Origin of the sequence: Breznakibacter xylanolyticus (assembly GCF_003254275.1) — a bacterium.
GTDB lineage: Bacteria > Bacteroidota > Bacteroidia > Bacteroidales > Marinilabiliaceae > Breznakibacter > Breznakibacter xylanolyticus.
In genome coordinates, this window is record NZ_QKZK01000006.1 from 37,489 (window position 1) to 56,454 (window position 18,966).

The window sequence follows — 18,966 nt, forward strand, 5'->3', positions numbered from 1 at the left end:
AATTTCAGAATAAAGCGTGATGGAAATCAAAGAATGATCTTTAGGGTCGCAGAGGGCGTAAAACGCATATTTTTCCAGTCAATACCTGTCATCTGAAGCACACCGGGTCTTCTGCCGGGCAAAAAAGAACCGCCTTCGCAACAATCGGTCTCACGCCATGGGGTATCAAGATGCTGGCTTAACCATTCGGCAACATCTATCTGCCCCCCTATGCGTAAAGTCGCTTGTAAATCGTCCCAAACATACTGAGAAATGACATTACAATCAGGCAAACAGTCATCATGAATGAACAAAGGATAACCTAACGAATTTTTGGGAATCTCCCCCTTACGACATCGAACATACAACATGCCGTTACGAACCATCCGCATGATTGCTGCGATATCATCAATCGGGTTAGCAGGGAAACAACCAACAAAACCGGGAACAATCAAACCATTAAAAAACTCAACACCGGCAGATTCAGTAAAAGCATCCCCATGCTCAGAAATGGAGACCACGCGAAGGTCATCATCCAACTCAAGCAACGGCATGTGTAGAAAAGTACCTTGAGGCGACCAGGCAAAATGCGCAGCAATGCGTCGTCTTTCTATCATGGCTTCTTTTCAGGTGCAAGAGGGATATGCTCAAGCGAGACTTCTTCGATAGAAAGATGTCGTTTATGCTTTTTATCGTGAAACAACAAAAAGCCTTCTAACGAAACAACGGCAGTATCTTGTTTTAACACCTTTGTCAGCAGGGCATTGGTGCGAGAGTACGATTTTGTGATGCCTGTTCTCAGTGTGTCGCGTGTACTGTCGGCATAACAAGTCACCAATACCATTTCGTCCTTCTTACCCAAATCATCTTTTTTGTAGGTGAACCAGGCACTCAACTTGATCTTTCCGTTCTTCAACGAATCCACAGCAAATACAAAAGGCAAAGTCGCATCAAGTGAATCATGTAAAGGCAACACAAAAGAACGTTCCAATGTCCACAAATCTTTAATTGCCGAAGCAGAATCCTTTTCGGCTTCACTCCTGGCCGTGATTTCCTGTTGTAAACGAGCTTCGTGTTGTGTAAGAATCTGAATCACCTGATCGTAAACCTTCAGATAAACATTCGGATGAGCAGAATACCAAGAGAGGGCAGAATCAAAATCAGCCTGTGATAATCCGTGACGTTCGAGCACATCTTTATAATGTCCCAATTGCTGGGGACGGAGTGAAACGTTACTAAGATTCATGGCATCTTCCACCAGATGGATGTCAGCCAAAATAGTTGCCATCTCTTTTTTAGACGGAATATGTGACGGCACCCGATCCTTGACGTTACATCCCAGAAACAACACAGTCAGCAATACAACGACCGAAACAAACCACACATTCCTGTACTTCATGAAGTTCAACATTGAAGGTTATTTACCGTCAGCACGTAACATGGTGCGAATGGTTTTAAGAATAATGACAAAATCATGCTTCAGAGACCAGTTATCGATGTACTCCAAATCCATGCGCATCCACTCTTCAAATGAAATATCATTTCGAGAAGGTGAAATCTGCCACACACAAGTGATACCGGGCTTCATTGAGAGACGACGTAATTGCCAACGCTCATATTTACTTACCTCAGAAGGGATGGGAGGACGGGGGCCAACAATTGACATATCACCCAAAAAGACATTAAAAAACTGAGGCAGTTCATCCAAACTGGTCTTTCTCAAAAAGCGACCAATGGGTGTAATGCGTGGATCATTGGTCATTTTAAACACCGGGCCATCCATTTCATTGTGTCTCTCTAATTTTGCACGCAAAGCCTCGGCATTGGTCACCATGGTTCTAAACTTATAAACCCAAAACTTACGCCCACGAACACCGACCCTCTTCTGCTTAAAAAATACAGGTCCCTTTGAAGACATTTTAATCAAAATGGCAATGAACACAAAAACAGGAGATAGCAGCACAATAACCGAAAAACTTCCTAAAAAATCGATCAACCGCTTCACCTGCAAAGACACATAATCCTCAGGAACATTGGAGAATGTGAGCATGGGAGTCGTGTTGAAATAATGCAAGTGCATCCGATTGGTCAACATATTGAAAAAAGGCGAGTACATCCTAAAGATCACCCCCACCTCGCTGCACGAAAAAGTCAGTTCTTCGAGAACCTTCATATCAGGTCGTTCAGTGCAATAAATCACCTCATCGACAGATTTACCGGTAATAAGCTCATCCAAATTGACATCCGAAGATGAAATAACGGGAAACAGGGAATTAAATTCTTGACGAAGTGAGCCACCATCTACAATGGCTACAATGCGATACCCCCACTCTTTATTTTTAATGATTTGACGAATAAAGGAAGCAGCTGAATTATCGCCTATAATCACGATATAACGGTAATTCTTTCCATTACGTCGAAAATATTTCAACAAGGAAAAAATTATCCCTTTTGAAATAAACATTAAGAAAGAATTAATCAGGGCAAAGAAAATCAACGGCATCATTCCGATATAATCTAATCGAAACGCAAAAATTGCCAGACCAATAATACCGCTGCCTAAGAAAGACAACCCAAGACAATTGAATAAAATAACCGAATACGGGCGAGACCTGTAAATCTCACTTAATCTCAACAACTTTGACAAATAAAACCAAACAGCTAAAATGCAAATATTTAATATCAAATAATCGTTGGATCCATAAAATCGTTCGCTAAAACCAAAAAAATTCATGGAATAATTTAACGCAATCCATCCCACGACAACGTCAAGAAATCCCAGAAGCGAACGGACAAAATGTTCCTTTTCTTTTAACATGCTCATGAAGGTTGATTTTTGAGGAACACAAAATTAATAATTTACTGATTGAAACAAACATTCCCACCTTAAACAAACTACTAAACAGCTGTAATTCAAAAAATTAATAATTTAACCACGTAAATAATCCTCAAAATTGCTCAAAAAGGCAACTTAAGAAAAAGATCGCAATGCTTTGCCATAATTATGGCAAATTCCTTTTAATATGACATTTAGAAATCAATACATCACAATTAAAGAAATTGTAAACAGGGGGCCCCAAAGCCTCACTTCTGAGCATTGAAAAGTCAGGATAAGACTATAAACGGATTAAAAATGCAAAGCCGATAAATCGACTAAAAACAGGCCTAATAACACAAAAACCGTTATTTTTGCGCATCAACACTCCCTTGGATATCATCAAGGAGAGAATCAACGATTTGCATCTTCTAAACATTCACATATGAGCACCGAACTGATTGACGATTCGCACGAGTCGAAAAGCAATTTTATTCACAATGAAATAGATAACGATCTGGCGCAAGGTAAGAATGGCGGAAAGGTTCTGACGCGCTTCCCACCCGAACCCAATGGCTACCTGCACATTGGCCACGCCAAATCCATTTGCCTTAACTTTGGCATCGCTCAAAAATTTAATGCGGCCTGCAACTTGCGTTTCGACGATACCAATCCAGTGAAGGAAGATGTAGAGTATGTTGATTCCATTGAGGCCGATGTCAGATGGCTAGGGTTCAACTGGGCCGACGAACCCAAATACGCTTCCGACTATTTTGACCAGCTCTACGAATGGGCCGTGAAACTGATAAAAAAAGGCAAAGCCTACGTTTGTGAGCTCACTGCTGAAGAGATCGCAGCACAAAAAGGGACTCCCACCGAAGCCGGTAAAGAAAGTCCCTACCGCAACCGAAGTGTGGAAGAAAACCTGGATCTGTTTGAACGCATGAAGAATGGCGAGTTTAAAGACGGGGAAAAAATACTTCGCGCAAAAATTGACATGGCATCGCCCAACATGCACATGCGCGACCCTATCATGTACCGCATCATCCACAAGCATCACCATCGTACGGGCGATAAGTGGTGCATCTACCCCATGTACGACTATACCCATGGACAGTCAGACTTTATCGAGGGCATCACTCACTCAATCTGTACGCTCGAGTTTGAAGTGCACCGTCCGCTCTACAACTGGTTCCTCGACCAGATTTTGGAAGGAGAACCGACGCCCGCTGCCCGTCCCCGACAAATTGAATTTGCCCGTCTGAACCTCAACTATACCGTGATGAGCAAGCGACGATTGCTCGAGCTGGTACAGAAAAACATTGTGGATGCTTGGGATGATCCCCGCATGCCAACCATATCGGGACTGCGCCGCAGGGGGTACACACCCGAATCGATACGCATGTTTGCCGATAAGGTGGGCGTGGCACGTCGCGACAACGTGATTGACGTAGCTCTGCTTGAATATTGCATCCGCGAAGACCTAAATAAACGCACCATGCGGGTCAATGCCGTGCTCGACCCGGTGAAGCTCATCATCACCAACTATCCAGATGACCAGGTTGAAATGATGGAAACCATCAACAACCCAGAAGACGAAAGCATGGGCAGTCGCACCCTCCCCTTCTGTAAAGAGTTGTTCATTGAGCGAGACGACTTTATGGAAGAACCACCCAAAAAGTTTTTCCGACTGGGACCGGGGCTTGAAGTGCGACTCAAAAGCGCCTATATCATCAAATGCGAGAGTTTTGTGAAAGACGCCAATGGCAACATCACCGAAATCCATTGTACCTACGATCCCGAAACCCGCAGCGGCATGCCGCAAAGCGAGCGCAAGGTAAAAGGAACGCTGCACTGGGTGTCGGCTCGCCATTGCATCGATGCCGAAGTACGCCTGTACGACCGCCTCTTTATGGATGCGGAACCCGATGGGCACAAAGACGTGGATTTTAAAGAATTTATCAACCCCGATTCGCTCAAAGTCCTCTCGAACTGCAAACTGGAGCCCTGCATGAAAGATGTGAAACCACTGGATAAGTTCCAATTCCAACGCTTGGGCTATTTCTGTGTGGACACCCACTCAAGTCCAGAAAAGTTGATTTTCAACAAAACCGTTGGATTGAAGGACAGCTGGGCAAAAGCGGCAGCGAAATAAAGCCCCTCCCGAACTGGTGCCTACACAAAGGAGGTACTATAAATACAAACAAAAAGGTTGCTGAAATCAGCAACCTTTTTGTTTGTTATAATAATAAAAGTAATCATTTGATGGTCTCAACAGCAGCTCGAATACGCTTAATGGTTTCGTCCTTGCCCAAGAGTTCAACAATGGTAAAAAGATCAGGTCCAAAACTACCGCCCACCAGCGCCAATCGAAGCGCATTCATGATGTTGCCAAAATTTTGACCATTAGATGAGATGAGCTCCGAAGCGGCGTGTTTCAAGGCTTCGACCGTCCAATCGGGTTGTTCATTCAACAAATCGGCCAACTGAAGCATAAAAGCAGGCACGCCGTCTTTCCAACGCTTTTGCACCACTTTGTCGTCGTATGCAGTTGGCGCCTCAAAGAAGAAATGCGTCTGCTCCCATAATTCAGAAACAAAGTTAACACGCTCTTTTACCAGCCCTACAATGGTTTGAAGCTTTTGAGAATCGACTGCAATTCCCTTCTGTTCTAACAAGGGCATGAAAAGAGCGGCCAATTGCGCATCGGATTTTTGAATCAGGTATTGATGGTTGAACCACTTGGCTTTTTCGGGGTCGAAACGGGCACCGGACTTATTGACACGCTCGATGGTGAAAATCTCGGCCAACTGTTCAACGCTGAAAATTTCCTGCTCGGTTCCGGGATTCCAACCCAACAATGCCAACAGGTTAATAACCGCTTCGGGGAAATAACCCGACTCGCGATACCCGCTGGCCACTTCGCCTTCAGGCGAAGTATACTCTAATGGAAACACAGGAAAGCCATCCTTGTCGCCATCACGTTTGCTCAACTTCCCTTTTCCACTGGGTTTGAGAATGAGGGGCAAATGCGCAAACTGCGGCATGGTTTCTTCCCAACCAAAGGCACGGTACAGCATCACGTGCAGGGGAACCGATGGCAACCACTCTTCGCCACGTATCACGTGCGTGATCTCCATCAAATGGTCATCAACAATATTGGCCAGGTGATAAGTGGGCAATTCGTCAGCCGACTTGTACAGAACTTTATCATCGAGAGTATTCGTATTAAAAGTCACATCGCCGCGCACCAAATCAGATGCTTTCACCAGCACATTTTCAGGCATCTTGAAACGAATCACATAAGGCTCGCCAGCCGAAATACGACGCTGAGTTTCTTCATCGCCCAGCGAGAGAGAGTTGCAAAGCGAGGTGCGCGTAGAGATGTCGTAGGCAAAAGTTCTCTTTTCTGCCTCACATTGAGCTCGCAGAGCATCAAGTTGCTCAGGCGTATCGAAAGCATAATAAGCCCAACCCCGCTCAAGCAGCAAGTTTGCATATTGCTTGTAAATCGCTTTCCGTTCCGACTGTTTATAAGGGCCAAAGGGACCGCCTTCTTTCACCCCCTCGTCAACGGTCAATCCCAACCAGGCCAGCGACTCGTTGATGTATTCCTCGGCATTGGACACAAAGCGAGTGCTGTCGGTATCCTCGATGCGAAGGATAAATGTTCCGCCATGTTTTTTGGCAAACAGATAATTAAACAAAGCCGTGCGAACCCCACCAATGTGTAAGGGGCCGGTAGGACTGGGCGCAAAACGAACGCGTACTTTCGAGCGGGTCATAATCCTGATTTTTTATTGCGGGCAAAGGTAAAGAATTGGGTTGAAAAAATGGTACCTCATCCCGTTGCGTTTAGGGCTAGGCAACAGTTGAACGATTGTGAGACATCAACCGAACTCACCGAATGGTCATCTCCTCGATGAGACGTGTTGCTCCCGCAAATTTATCAATCACGAAAAGAACGTAGCGGATGTCCACATTAATGCACTTTTGCAAACGAGGTTCAAAAGCAATGTCGCCGCTCATGGCCTCCCAATTGCTATCGAATGCCAAGCCAATGAGCTCGCCATTGCCGTTGATCACAGGGCTGCCGCTGTTGCCGCCGGTGATGTCGTTATTGGAGATGAAGCAAACGTTGAGCTCGCCGTTGGCATCGGCATAACGGCCATAATCGCGGGCCAGATGCAAAGCTTTGAGACGCGGATCAACCACAAACTCCCAGTTGGTCGAATCCTCCTTCTCCATCACCCCTTCGAGGGTGGTAAAATGGTTGTAATAAACCGCGTCGCGAGCCACGTATCCGCCCACGGTGCCATAACTCATGCGCATGGTGAAATTGGCATCCGAATAACGAATAAGATCAGAATCCATTTCCATGATGCCGGCCTGAAAGAGTCGAACAAAACGGTCGACGCGCAGATTAAGGTCGGTGGCACGGTGCGACACCTCACCGTAAAGCGACATCACCGAACTGCCGGCCACAAAAGCCACGTCGGCATTGAGGCGCTTCAACGATGGCTTATCAAGAAAAGCCATCAAACGCACCTCATTGGCAAAAATGGATTTGCGAAAGAGATCATCGGCATACTTGCCAAAATCGCCCTTGTACCGCTTGGCAACCTCTTTGAAGAGCGAAGGATGAAATTCGGGCGAGATATCATCGGCATACATCTGAGCCAGTGCTGCCAACACCTTTCGGTCGGTTTCGGGGCTGTAGTTCTTATAAAAATCAGTCGCTTCGGCACGCAGTTTCTCTACCTGAGCGCGAATGGCGGCTGTGTCGTTTTTCTGAAGCGCCGACTTGAGCGCGTTGGCACCATAGGCAAAATAGGGCAATTCGGCACCCCGCAACAGACACTCGATGAGGAATGAACGAGCCTTGACCAGTTCGGCGCGCTCGCGATAGGCCGACGCCAACGAGTCGAGCAAGTTGCCGTAACGAGCCACCCGGTCACCATCGGCAGCCACCCAGGCGGCAAAACGGGCTTCGAGGGCACGTTTGCGGGTGGGCACCTCCAGCCTGGTGAGCCCCAGGTTCATGCCGATGCTGTTTTTCCAGTAATTAGAACTACGGGCATATTTGGAAGCGTACTGAAGTTTCACCTTGTCGTCGGCCTGCATGTCGGCCATCCAGATGTCCTGCTTGGCGCCGCGGGGCTTGATTCGACTGTGGTTGACGATGTTCATGCGTTCGTCGATGCCCCAGGAACTCACATAACGGTCGGTGCTGCCGGGATAGCCCAGCGTCATGGCAAAGTCACCTTCCTGAAAGCCTTTGGTGGAGACGGGCAAATGATGCGCAGGCTTTAATGGGACATTCTCAAGCGAAAAATCAGCCGGAGAACCGTCGGGGGCGGCATAAACGCGGAACAAGGAGAAATCGCCCGTGTGGCGGGGCCACATCCAGTTGTCGGTGTCGTGGCCAAATTTGCCGATGGAAGAAGGCGGCGTGCCCACCAGCCGCACATCCTTGAACACTTCGTAAACCGATAAGAAATACTGATTCCCGGCAAAAAAAGGCTTTACCGAAGCGGTGTAATGCGTATCGTCAATGGCCTCTTTTTCGATGGCGCGACAGTTGGTGGCGATGATTTGCTGGCGAGCAGCTTCAGAAAGATCGGATGTCACACCCTCGAGCACCCGAGAGGTGACATCATCCATTCGTTTGAGAAAAGTGACGGTGAGGTCGGGCACGTAAATTTCGTCGGCAAAGGAGGCCGCCCAATAGCCGTCTTCCAGAAAGTTGCGTTCCACAGAGCTGAGCGACTGGATGCGATCGTAGCCACAATGGTGATTGGTGAGCAGCAGCCCTTTATCCGATACCATCTCCCCAGTGCAGTAGTTGTGAAACATCACCACGGCATCTTTGATGCTGCTGTGATTGATGCTGTAGATATCTTCGGCAGTGAGGCGGAAGCCTTTGGCCTGCATGTCGGTGACGTTGAGTTTCTCAATGAGGGGAAGCATCCACATTCCCTCGTCGGCACGGGCGATGGTGCCGATGCCGGTTAGGAACAACAACGAAAAGGCTGCAAGCCTGGAAAGAAACAAGATTCGAAGATTAGATTTCATAAGTGTGGTTTTAAAAGCCCCTCTTTCCCCAATGGGGGTGGTGTGAATATTTCGTAATGAGATGAACAAGTCATCAAAAAGATTGAATGTGATTATCTTTTTGAATTTGAGAAACACAAATTAAACACATGAAAAGAAGAGAAACAAATGGGAAGCAGAAATACATCAACAAGGGCACACATTGCAAATGTGCGCCAGCGAAGGATAATTTCGTAATGAGATGAACAAGTCATCAAAAGATTGAATGTGATTATCTTTTTGAATTTGAGAAACACATATTAAACACATGAAAAGAAGAGAAACAAATGGGAAGCAGAAATACATCAACAAGGGCACACATTACAAATGTGCGCCAGCGGAGCAGTATTTGCACTTTTTGACAAAATCAGACATCTTCAATTTAGCACCTATTTAACTTAATCGTTCAGGCACTATTCATACACTATCTATGCTTTATCTATGCTTCATCTATACACCATCCATACACTATCCTCCTGAAACCCTTTGCTGGCAAGGGGTTGAGAGGGGTATAGATTGGTATTTTGAGGGATTTTGGAGAAAGAACGGAAAAGAGGGTTGCAGAAAATGACACAACCTCAACAAGAAAAATAGAGGATGATTGATGAATCAAAATAGAAAAATGACAATCAGATATTATGAATATTGGATGGTAAAATAGAAGACCCATTTTGCAAAGATGCACCAGCAAAGGATACGTATTGGTTCTATATCGATGATCATAGTGATTGACTATCACTGATATCTATGGTTTTATCCCAATAGCAACGAGATAATAAAAGGAGTGAAGAACCATAATGAAGGCACACATTGCAAATGTGCGCCAGCGGAGGCTATGCGGCCAAACCATTTTGCAGGCAACTTGCCTGTTATTGTCCATGTACATATTTAAAAAATAACAATCAAGTACTGTGAATATTGGATGGTAAAACAGAAGACCCATTTTGCAAAGAGGCACCAGCAGAGGATACGTATTGGTTCGATGATCATAGTGGTTGACTATCTATGACAGCTATGGTTGTATCTCAATAGCAACGAGATAATAAAAGGAGTGAAGAACCATAATGAAGGCACACATTGCAAATGTGCGCCAGCGAAGGAAAATTTCGTAATGAGATGAACAAGTCATCAAAAGATTGAATGTGATTATCTTTTTGAATTTGAGAAACACAAATTAAACACTTGAAAAGAAGAGAAACAAATGGGAAGCAGAAATACATCAACAAGGGCACACATTACAAATGTGCGCCAGCGGAGAATACTGGATGGTGCAAAAATAGAAGACACACATTGCAAATGAGCTTCATTGATGTGAATAAATTTACACAAGCAATTCATAACTTCATCTATATATTATTGACTTTAATCAATCAATTTGTTTATTTCAGTCAAATGGTAACAAATATTTCAACAAATATTAACAGCTGGCGTTATTTTTTTTCTTTAATTGCATCATCGTTTAACTAAAACAATAAACAAAATGAAGAAGAAATTTTTTGTATTTGCGGCTGCCGCAATGATGACAACAGGAGTATTTGCTCAAGTAAGCTTTGGTGTAAAAGCAGGTCTAAATTTATCAAAGTACACCGTCGAATTTGGTGATGAAAGCGAAACATCGGACAACCGCATTTCAGCAGCATTTGGTGGTTTTATGAATTATCAATTATCAGACAAATTCTCAATTCAACCTGAATTATTGATTTCAATGGAAGGTGGAAAAGAAGAAAGCTCAGTGGAAGGATTTGATATTAAATCCACTAGTAAAATTACTTTTCTGAATATCCCCGTAATGGCAAAAGCAAATATTGCTAATGGCCTTTATTTAGAAGCGGGACCACAATTGGGTTTTAAATTATCTGCCAAAAACGAAATGGAAGCAGCAGGCCAGAGTAAAGAAGAAGACATTGAAGATATGAAATCCATGAATTTTGCTCTTGGAATTGGTGCCGGTTATGAAATGGAAAACGGTTTAGGAATTGGGCTGCGATATAACCTAGGGCTTTCCAACCTTTATGACGGAGAGGGGGATGGAACTTATAAAATTAATACGATTAACATTGGTGTAAGCTACAAATTCTAAAATCAAAGATTACTAATAGATTAAAAAAGGCAGCCAATGTGCTGCCTTTTTTAATGCATACCAATCAAAATACCAGCATCATCCACAAAACAATAACTCATCACGAAGGAAAAACAATCAGGATGAACAATTCAATCACACATATTGAAAAGATTACAAACAGAAAAGATCTATCATCCAAAAAAACTTAGGGCTAAAGCCCTATCAGAACAACAACCAATAGTCCGTTGACTAAAGTCAACGGCAATTCAAAACCATCATTCAGATAAACATTCCTCTTATTGCTCAATCAGCGGTGATTAAAGTCAACGGCAATTCAAAATTTTCTTTCAACAGCTTACAACAACGATCACATCAACTACGACTCATCAGCCACTTCTTCACCACGTTGTTTCTCCACAAACTCCGTGGGACTCACGCCAAAATATTCGCGGAAGCAGTTGGTGAAATAGGAGTGTGATGAGAAGCCGACGGTGAAAGCCACTTCGGAGACGTTGGCGCCGGGCACGGTAAGGAGCTTGGCGGCCTGCTTGAGGCGAATGTTTTTGATGAAGTCGCGTGGCGACTGTCCGGTGAGTTCCTTGAGCTTGCGGTGCAGGTGCACGCGGCTGATTCCGATGTGTTTGCTGATCATTTCGACGCTGAGTTCAGAATCGTGCAGGTGAGCCTGGATGGCTCCCATCACTTTCTCAATGAGCTTTTCGTCGGCCGAGTCGAGTTTCATGTCGTCAAGAGCAAGCTCCTTGTCGTGTGCAAATTTCATCATGAGCATTTGACGCGACTGCAACAGGCGGGCGATGGTGCTTTTGAGCACCTCGATATTGAAAGGTTTAGGCAGGTAGGCATCGGCACCTTGCCCCAGCCCCTCGACCACATCCTCGTCCTTTGCCAGGGCAGTGAGCAGAATGACGGGCACATGAGCCGTATCAGGATGTCCCTTGAGTTTACGGCATAGCTCGAGGCCGGTCATCTCGGGCATCATTACGTCGCTGACCACCACGTCGGGCTTATCGCGCAGGGCATTTTTCCACGCCAGTTTACCGTTCTCCACCTCCACCACGCGGTATAGAGAGCTGAGTTCGTTCACCAGGTAAGCGCGCACATCGGCATCGTCCTCCGCAAGCAGCAGCCGGGGTTTACCTTTGGCACGTCCGGCATCGGTCAAAACGGGCAGCTCACCCACAATCGGGGCTATCACCATGCGAGGTTCTTCAACCCGTCCGGGCACCGCATAATCATCGGGGGTGAGGTGCTCGTTGCCCATGGGCAGATCCATGACAAACAAGGCACCCTTATCCCGACCATCGGCGGCAAAAATGGTTCCGCGGTGCATCTCCACCAGACGACGGGCCAAGTGCAATCCCACGCCCGAACCTTTGCTCACCATGGCCGTTTTGCCCTGATAGAAACGGTCGAAAATCTTTTCACGAATCTCCTCGGGGATTCCAATGCCATTGTCTTCGACTTCGACAATAAAACGGCTGCTATCGATGGAGAGATAGAGACGGACCTCGATGCGGCCATCGCGCTCGGTGAATTTAAGAGCGTTGGAGAGGACATTGAAGAGCACCTTATCGAAATTACCGGGATCGACCCAAACGTTCAATTCGGAGAGCTCGGGCTCAAACACCAGGGTAATGTTACGCGACTGAGCAGTGTAATCAAAAGCATTGATGATGTCGCGAATGAAGCTCACCAGTTCAATCTGTTCGTATTGAAGACGCATCTGCCCCTTGTCGATTTTACGCACGTCGATGAGCTGGTTCATGAGACGAAGAATGCGCATGGAGTTGCGGTGCATCAGGTCGTAGATGGAACGGCGTGCGGGGTCATTTTCCTTGTCCATGAGTTGTTCAAGGGGGTTGATGACCAGCGTGAGCGGCGTGCGAATCTCGTGCGAGATGTTGGCAAACAGTTGCAAACGGGCATCATTGGCCTGTTCGGCATACTGAAGCTCGAGCAGTTCATGGTTTTTGTGCAAGCGAAAGTGAATTTCGCGCATCACCAAAATGAAGATAAACACAGCCAAAACGAAATAGATGGCAAAGGCCCACCAGCTCATCCACCAGGGGGGAAGGATAATGAGCGATAGAGCAATCTGCTTTTCGTTACCACTGTTATCGGCCGCAATCACGTGAAATGTATAACTCCCCGGGCTGAGATTGGTATAAGTGATGATTCGGTTGCGCACGTTGGTGGTTTTCCAATCGTTTTCAAAGCCATCCATGCGGTAGCAATAGACGATTTTTTCGGGATTGGTGTATTCAAGCGCAACAAACTCGATGGAAAAAACATTGTCGGTGTGTCGAAGATGCACGGTAGGGTTCTCCTGCAACGATTTGTCGAGCACCGTAACCCCGCCCGACAGTTGTCCCACAGCCACGGGTTGATTAAAGATGCGCAACCCGGTAAAATAGAGATCGGGCAGAGGACGCGACACCCCAATGTTTTGCGGGTAAAAGGCCGTGATGCCATTGACGCCACCAAAAAAGAGTTTTCCATCGGCCGATCGGAAAGCCGCACCACGACGAAACTCGTTGCTTTGCAAGCCTTCGTAGGAGTAGAAATTGGTAAAGACATTGAGTTGCGGCGAATAGCGACTCAATCCCGAATTGGTACTGATCCAGAGGTTTCCGTTGGCATCTTCCTCAATGCCATTGATGACATTGCCGGAGAGGCCATCTTTTTCGAAAAAGAATTGTGATTTGCCTGTATCCTCAAAAATACGTACCAGGCCATTGCTTGTACCCACCCATATATTTCCCTGTCTATCGATGGTGATGCAGTAAACCACGTTGTCGTAGAGAAAGCCGTTGTCCTTGTTAAAATGAAGAAACTTACCCGTGGCCGGGTCAAAACAGTCAACCCCGCGAAATGTGCCGATCCAGAGGCGACCTTTTTCATCAAAACGGAGCACATTGATCCACGAATTGGTGAGACGCTCCAGAGAATCAGCCCCCATGGCATTGATATGGGATACTTTTCGGCCATCCGGCTCATAGCGGTAGACGCCCCGCCCATAAGTGCCGGCCCATACATTGTGTTTGTCATCAATGGCAACCGCAAATATTTTCTCGTTTTCACGATCTTGTCCCAGTGAGACCTTCTGCACCCGTCCGGTATTTAAGTCAAACGACGCCAGCCCATTGAGGTATGACCCCACCCAAAGCAACCCCTTAGGCTCATCCACAGCCAGCGACATCACAGTATTAGCGTGCAATGAGGCCCCAGCCAGCGAATATTGGCGCGTTTGACGCGACTGCGTATCCACGCGATAGAGGCCGTTGCCATCAGTACCGGCCCACAAAGCACCATCGGTGGTGGCAGCAATGGACATGATGCAACCATTGCCGATGCTATAAGAAGGGTTATGCGAATAACCGTAATATTCAAATTTATTGGTAAACCCGGGAATGATGAGCACCCCTTTATGGAAGACCCCCACCCACACGTTCCCCTGGTTGTCGAGGCAGAGCGAATGCGCCTTGGCCTTGTGCAGCGACACTTGCGAACCGGGGACGTCAAAATCGGTTAATTGAAGATTTGTCAGATGCTTGATTCCCTGCCCATCGGTTCCAATCCAGATGGTTCCACGCTTGTCGCTGAGCAACGACTTGACAGGCAAGATGCCGCGCTGATTGAAATCGACAAAACGATTCTCATCGCGCAAATAAATACCCAAGCCGCCATCGAGAGACGCAATGACCACATTACCGGCAGGATCCTCACAAATATCGGAAATCTGCTTATCAGCCAGCATGCGAAACCAGGGATGGCGGTTGAACGACAAATCGACCGCCCCCGAAGCCGGGTCATAAACGGTGAGTCCCTTGTCCTCGCTGCCAAACCACAGCTTTCCGTTACGATCTTCGTAAACTTTGAGTAGATAGACACTTGGAAGTTTGGCACTCACCACGCGATCCTGATCGACTTTTAATGTTTTGGGATTGATGCGCACCACACCATCGCCAGAGGTGGTGACCCATAAGAACCCATTTCGATCTTCGAGGATTGAGGTAACATGCGGAAAGGCAAACATATTGGGCACATCGGTGAGCGGAAACCTCCGAAAGCTATTAGACACGCGGTCGTAAAGATTGAGCCCGTTGATGGTGCCCACCCAAAAATTGCCTTGAGAATCTTCATACACAGTATGAACGAAATTACCGGTCAGGGAAGATGAATCGCTGCGTTGACTGCGATAAATGCTGAAGCGAGTGCCGTCGAAATGGTTAAGCCCGTCCTCGGTGGCAATCCACATAAATCCACGCCGATCCTGATAGACCTGATTGATTTGGCTGTTTGACAGACCATGATCAGAAGAAAAAAGCCGAGAGGTTTGCGACCATCCCGATTGGCTCAGCAGCCCGAAAAAAAGCGGAAGCACAGTCCGACAGATTGTTAACAAACCTTGAAAACCGAATAAGTACCTTACCATTCTGCCCTGTTTGAATTCTACGAGATCAAAACAACCCACAAAACTACCATTTATAAACAATCAACCAATCATATAAGCACAAAAAACCACAAAAGAAATTGAAGAGACAACCCATTAAAACAAAGCAGAACAGTTGCCGCAAGTAAAAAAAACGACGTTCGGCAGCCAAACAATCCACACACCTAATTTTCATCACATTAGCCACATTCATGTTACGCCATTGACAGTAAATGTTTCAAAATCACAAGCCCCCTCTTAAAAAATGTTACAAAAACGACAAGCATCTGATACAAACCTGATATTAACATCTGTTTGCAGTGAGTAGCTTTACAATTAACATTCATTAGCGAATTAGCATCTGACAAAGGCTATTCACACATTAAAATTAAATTATTTATGAGAAAAAGAAGTGGATTTAGGAAGGGAGCCATCCTGACAGTGGTTCTCTTTCTGGCGGTACACTTGTTAGCCCAGGCGCAAAACGTCAGGGTAACGGGAAGTGTAAAGGACAAAAACGGAGACCCGTTGCCGGGCGTCTCCATAGTGGTAAAAGGAACCACCACAGGCACCATCACCACGGGAATGGGAACGTACGAACTGAACGCCCCATCGAGTACCTCAATTTTGGTGTATTCGTTCATTGGGTTTGAAGCCAAAGAAATTACCGTTGGCAATCAAACCACCATCAACGTGGTGCTGAATGAAGATAATTTGGGTCTGGATGAAGTGGTGGTCGTGGGTTACGGCCAAATGAAACGCACAGATGTGACGGGTTCAATGGTGTCGGTATCGAGCGATGCGATTCAAAAATCGGTACCAACCTCCATCGACCAGGTTCTTCAGGGTCGTGCAGCAGGGGTGCAAATTCAGCAAAACTCGGGCACACCCGGGGGTAGCTCATCCATTCGCATCCGGGGGATTAACTCACTGAACGCCTCCAACGAACCCATCTTCGTGATTGACGGGGTGGTGATTGACGGCTCGACCAGTTCGAGCAGCGAAAATGCATTATCATCAATCAACCCCTCGGACATCGTATCGATGGACATCTTAAAAGATGCTTCAGCAACGGCAATTTACGGATCACGTGCAGCCAACGGAGTGATTCTTATCACCACCAAGCGCGGACAAAGCGGCGAAGCAAAAATTAATTACGATGGCTACATTGGATTTCAACAAATCCCGACGCGATTGGATTTATTGAATTTGCGCGAATATGCGGAACACAAAAATGCACGCGCAGCAGCCAACATCGTCACCGGCGATGATTACTTTGTACGAGCAGATTTATTGGGCGAAGGCACCGACTGGCAGAACGAGCTGTTTAAAACAGCCAAGATGACCAGCCACAACCTGTCGGTAACCGGCGGAAACGAGAAAAACCTCTATTCATTGAGTGCCGGTTACCTGGATCAGGACGGTATTGCCATCGGATCAGGTTTTGAGCGGATCAACCTACGTGGGAACTTTGACTCACAAGTAAAATCGTGGTTAAAAATGGGCGTGACCTTTGCATTGAGCAACTCGTATCAAAATGTAACGGTTGACGACAACAACCTGATCAAGACCGCGATGAAGCAGACACCCAACGTGGCCGTACGCAGTGCAGACGGATCATTTGACGGTCCTGACACTGACATGTATGTGCAAACCAACCCGGTAGGGATGGCCATGATGCGCGAGAACGAGAACGAAAAAACCGGATTACGCAGCAACGTGTATGCCGAGGCGACCATCATAGAGGGTCTGACATTTAAAACCGAGCATTCGAGTGACATGGGCATTACCAATAGTTATAAATTTATGCCCTCCTATAAGTTCGGTGCCATCACCAATGAAACCATTGAATCAGAACGCTCCAAATCGTACAACAAGTTTTGGTCATGGCGTAACATCCTGAATTACAACAAAACATTTGCAGACATCCACAACGTCACCATGATGTTGGGACAGGAGATGCAAAAGTCACATTGGGAATACTTATATGGTTACCGCAGTGGCTTTTTGAACAACATGGCACATGATCTGAATGCCGGAGACGGCTCCACAGCCAAAGCCAATGGCAACAGCGGCGGAAGTGCCATTCAATCCTATTTTGGCCGTCTGTTCTATTCGTTCAACGACCGATATTTATTGACAGCCACTTTACGTCATGATGGCTCCTCAAAATTTAAGGAAGGCAATCGCTGGGGAACCTTCCCTTCAGCCGCCTTGGCCTGGAAAATTTCGAATGAGTCATTTTTGCAAGACCATCCGGTAATTAACAACCTAAAGTTGCGATTGGGCTGGGGTGCTGTGGGTAACCAAAACGTAACCGACTATGCATACACCTCGACCATGGCATCCGTGACCACCGTATGGGGAACAGGACAAATCAGTGGCAACACCGCTAACCCCGATTTGAAATGGGAAACCACTTATTCGAGTAACTTGGGTTTAGATGTCAACTTGTTCAGAAACCGGGTTGAATTCATTGCCGACATATATTACAAAGAGACCAAAGACCTTTTGTTGGTATTGCCCCTCCCTGCGTATGTGGGAACCACAGGGCAAGGTTCAACATCAGCGCCCTGGGCGAACGTGGGATCATTGGAAAACAAAGGGATTGAATTGACTCTGAACACCATCAACCTTGACACACGTGGATTCCAATGGCGCACCAATTTGGTATTCTCATTGAACCGAAATAAGGTATTAGAATTGGCCACCCAATCGGGTACCTTGGATAAAACCATTCAGGAAGGTTCAGAAGTTACCCCCGTCACACGGACCTCGGTAGGCAACCCCATCGGTCAGTTTTATGGATACAAAGTCATCGGCCGTTTCGATAAGGCAACCGACTTTTACTATAAAGACGAGCAAGGCAACATTAAGGAAGTGGCACGCCCAAAAGGCGTTGGCATTAGTGAAACAGGCGCATGGATTGGTGATTACATCTTTAAAGATGTCAATAACGATGGTGTGATTGACGACTCAGACCGAACCATCATTGGCAATCCGGAACCCAAATTCACTTATGGGATTGGCAACTCGTTCTCATACAAAGGCATTGATTTAAGCATCAACCTGACAGGCTCGTACGGCAACGATGTGATCAATTATCAGCGCCGCTGGCTCGAGAACCCCCGAGAGAACCATAACCTTCTTAAAGAGGCGCTCAATTACGCACGGGTTGAAAAAATCAGAGCAGATGGCCCCGACAATGACATCCGAAACTTAGTAGTGACCAACACCGGATCGGAAATGTACCGCATGTCGGCTTCCGGATCAAATGCGAACAACCGGATGAGCGACCGCTATGTAGAAGATGGATCTTACCTGCGCATCCAAAACATTTCGATTGGGTACAACCTGCCCGATAAATGGATCAATTACGTAGGACTGAGCAATGTGAAAGTGTATGCAAACTTGCAAAACGTTTACACCTTCACGAAATACAAAGGATACGACCCCGAAGTGGGTTCATACAACCAGGATGCCCTTCTCACAGGGATCGACAACGGCCGTTATCCTTCACCACGTATTTACACCTTTGGTGTTAACCTCACGTTCTAACCCACA

Annotated in this window: 9 protein-coding genes; 3 read left to right on the plus strand and 6 right to left on the minus strand. The window is 46.4% G+C overall.

Annotation, left to right across the window (positions count from 1 at the left end; all coding sequences use genetic code 11):
• Positions 1–26: 26 nt before the first annotated feature.
• Genes LX69_RS04880 through LX69_RS04890 form a run of 3 tightly spaced genes read right to left on the minus strand, consistent with a single transcriptional unit; the run spans position 27 to position 2,803 of the window.
• A complete protein-coding gene (locus tag LX69_RS04880; protein WP_111444708.1) occupies positions 27–596 on the minus strand; it encodes a hypothetical protein in 570 nt (189 codons plus the stop codon).
• Positions 593–1,378: a DUF4296 domain-containing protein gene (locus tag LX69_RS04885; protein WP_170124244.1), complete on the minus strand. Its 786-nt coding sequence runs from the start codon at positions 1,376–1,378 to the stop codon at positions 593–595. Before LX69_RS04885 ends, LX69_RS04880 begins: the two co-directional genes overlap by 4 nt.
• 18 nt (positions 1,379–1,396) lie before the next feature.
• Complete coding sequence (locus LX69_RS04890; RefSeq protein ID WP_317046393.1) at positions 1,397–2,803, minus strand: sugar transferase; 1,407 nt, start codon at positions 2,801–2,803, stop codon at positions 1,397–1,399.
• 436 nt (positions 2,804–3,239) lie between these two features.
• Here LX69_RS04890 and LX69_RS04895 point away from each other — a divergent pair, with 436 nt between their 5' ends.
• The gene (locus LX69_RS04895) at positions 3,240–4,949 is read left to right on the plus strand and encodes a glutamine--tRNA ligase/YqeY domain fusion protein (protein WP_111444710.1); all 1,710 of its coding nucleotides are present in this window, start codon (positions 3,240–3,242) and stop codon (positions 4,947–4,949) included.
• Positions 4,950–5,052: 103 nt separating this feature from the next.
• Here LX69_RS04895 and gltX read toward each other — a convergent pair whose 3' ends face one another.
• Complete coding sequence (gene gltX / locus LX69_RS04900) at positions 5,053–6,579, minus strand: glutamate--tRNA ligase (RefSeq protein ID WP_185741698.1); 1,527 nt, start codon at positions 6,577–6,579, stop codon at positions 5,053–5,055.
• Positions 6,580–6,694: 115 nt separating this feature from the next.
• Entirely contained in the window at positions 6,695–8,869 is a 2,175-nt protein-coding gene (locus LX69_RS04905; protein ID WP_111444712.1) for a S46 family peptidase, read from the minus strand.
• A gap of 1,498 nt (positions 8,870–10,367) precedes the next feature.
• Here LX69_RS04905 and LX69_RS04910 point away from each other — a divergent pair.
• Positions 10,368–10,967, plus strand: a complete 600-nt coding sequence (locus LX69_RS04910; protein ID WP_111444713.1) for a porin family protein — start codon at positions 10,368–10,370, stop codon at positions 10,965–10,967.
• Positions 10,968–11,325: 358 nt separating this feature from the next.
• Here LX69_RS04910 and LX69_RS04915 read toward each other — a convergent pair whose 3' ends face one another.
• A complete protein-coding gene (locus LX69_RS04915; protein ID WP_170124245.1) occupies positions 11,326–15,354 on the minus strand; it encodes a hybrid sensor histidine kinase/response regulator transcription factor in 4,029 nt (1,342 codons plus the stop codon).
• Between the two features lie 447 nt (positions 15,355–15,801).
• On the opposite strand from LX69_RS04915, the gene LX69_RS04920 reads away from it, so the two are divergent.
• Entirely contained in the window at positions 15,802–18,960 is a 3,159-nt protein-coding gene (locus tag LX69_RS04920) for a SusC/RagA family TonB-linked outer membrane protein (protein WP_111444715.1), read from the plus strand.
• Positions 18,961–18,966: the final 6 nt, after the last annotated feature.

Bases quoted from the DNA above. Each gene is read 5' to 3' on its own strand.
- LX69_RS04890 (WP_317046393.1), bottom strand. From the start codon at position 2,803: ATGAGCATGTTAAAAGAAAAGGAACATTTTGTCCGTTCGCTTCTGGGA.
- LX69_RS04880 (WP_111444708.1), bottom strand. From the start codon at position 596: ATGATAGAAAGACGACGCATTGCTGCGCATTTTGCCTGGTCGCCTCAA.
- LX69_RS04910 (WP_111444713.1), top strand. From the start codon at position 10,368: ATGAAGAAGAAATTTTTTGTATTTGCGGCTGCCGCAATGATGACAACA.
- LX69_RS04885 (WP_170124244.1), bottom strand. From the start codon at position 1,378: ATGAAGTACAGGAATGTGTGGTTTGTTTCGGTCGTTGTATTGCTGACT.
- LX69_RS04905 (WP_111444712.1), bottom strand. From the start codon at position 8,869: ATGAAATCTAATCTTCGAATCTTGTTTCTTTCCAGGCTTGCAGCCTTT.
- LX69_RS04895 (WP_111444710.1), top strand. From the start codon at position 3,240: ATGAGCACCGAACTGATTGACGATTCGCACGAGTCGAAAAGCAATTTT.
- LX69_RS04920 (WP_111444715.1), top strand. From the start codon at position 15,802: ATGAGAAAAAGAAGTGGATTTAGGAAGGGAGCCATCCTGACAGTGGTT.
- gltX (WP_185741698.1), bottom strand. From the start codon at position 6,579: ATGACCCGCTCGAAAGTACGCGTTCGTTTTGCGCCCAGTCCTACCGGC.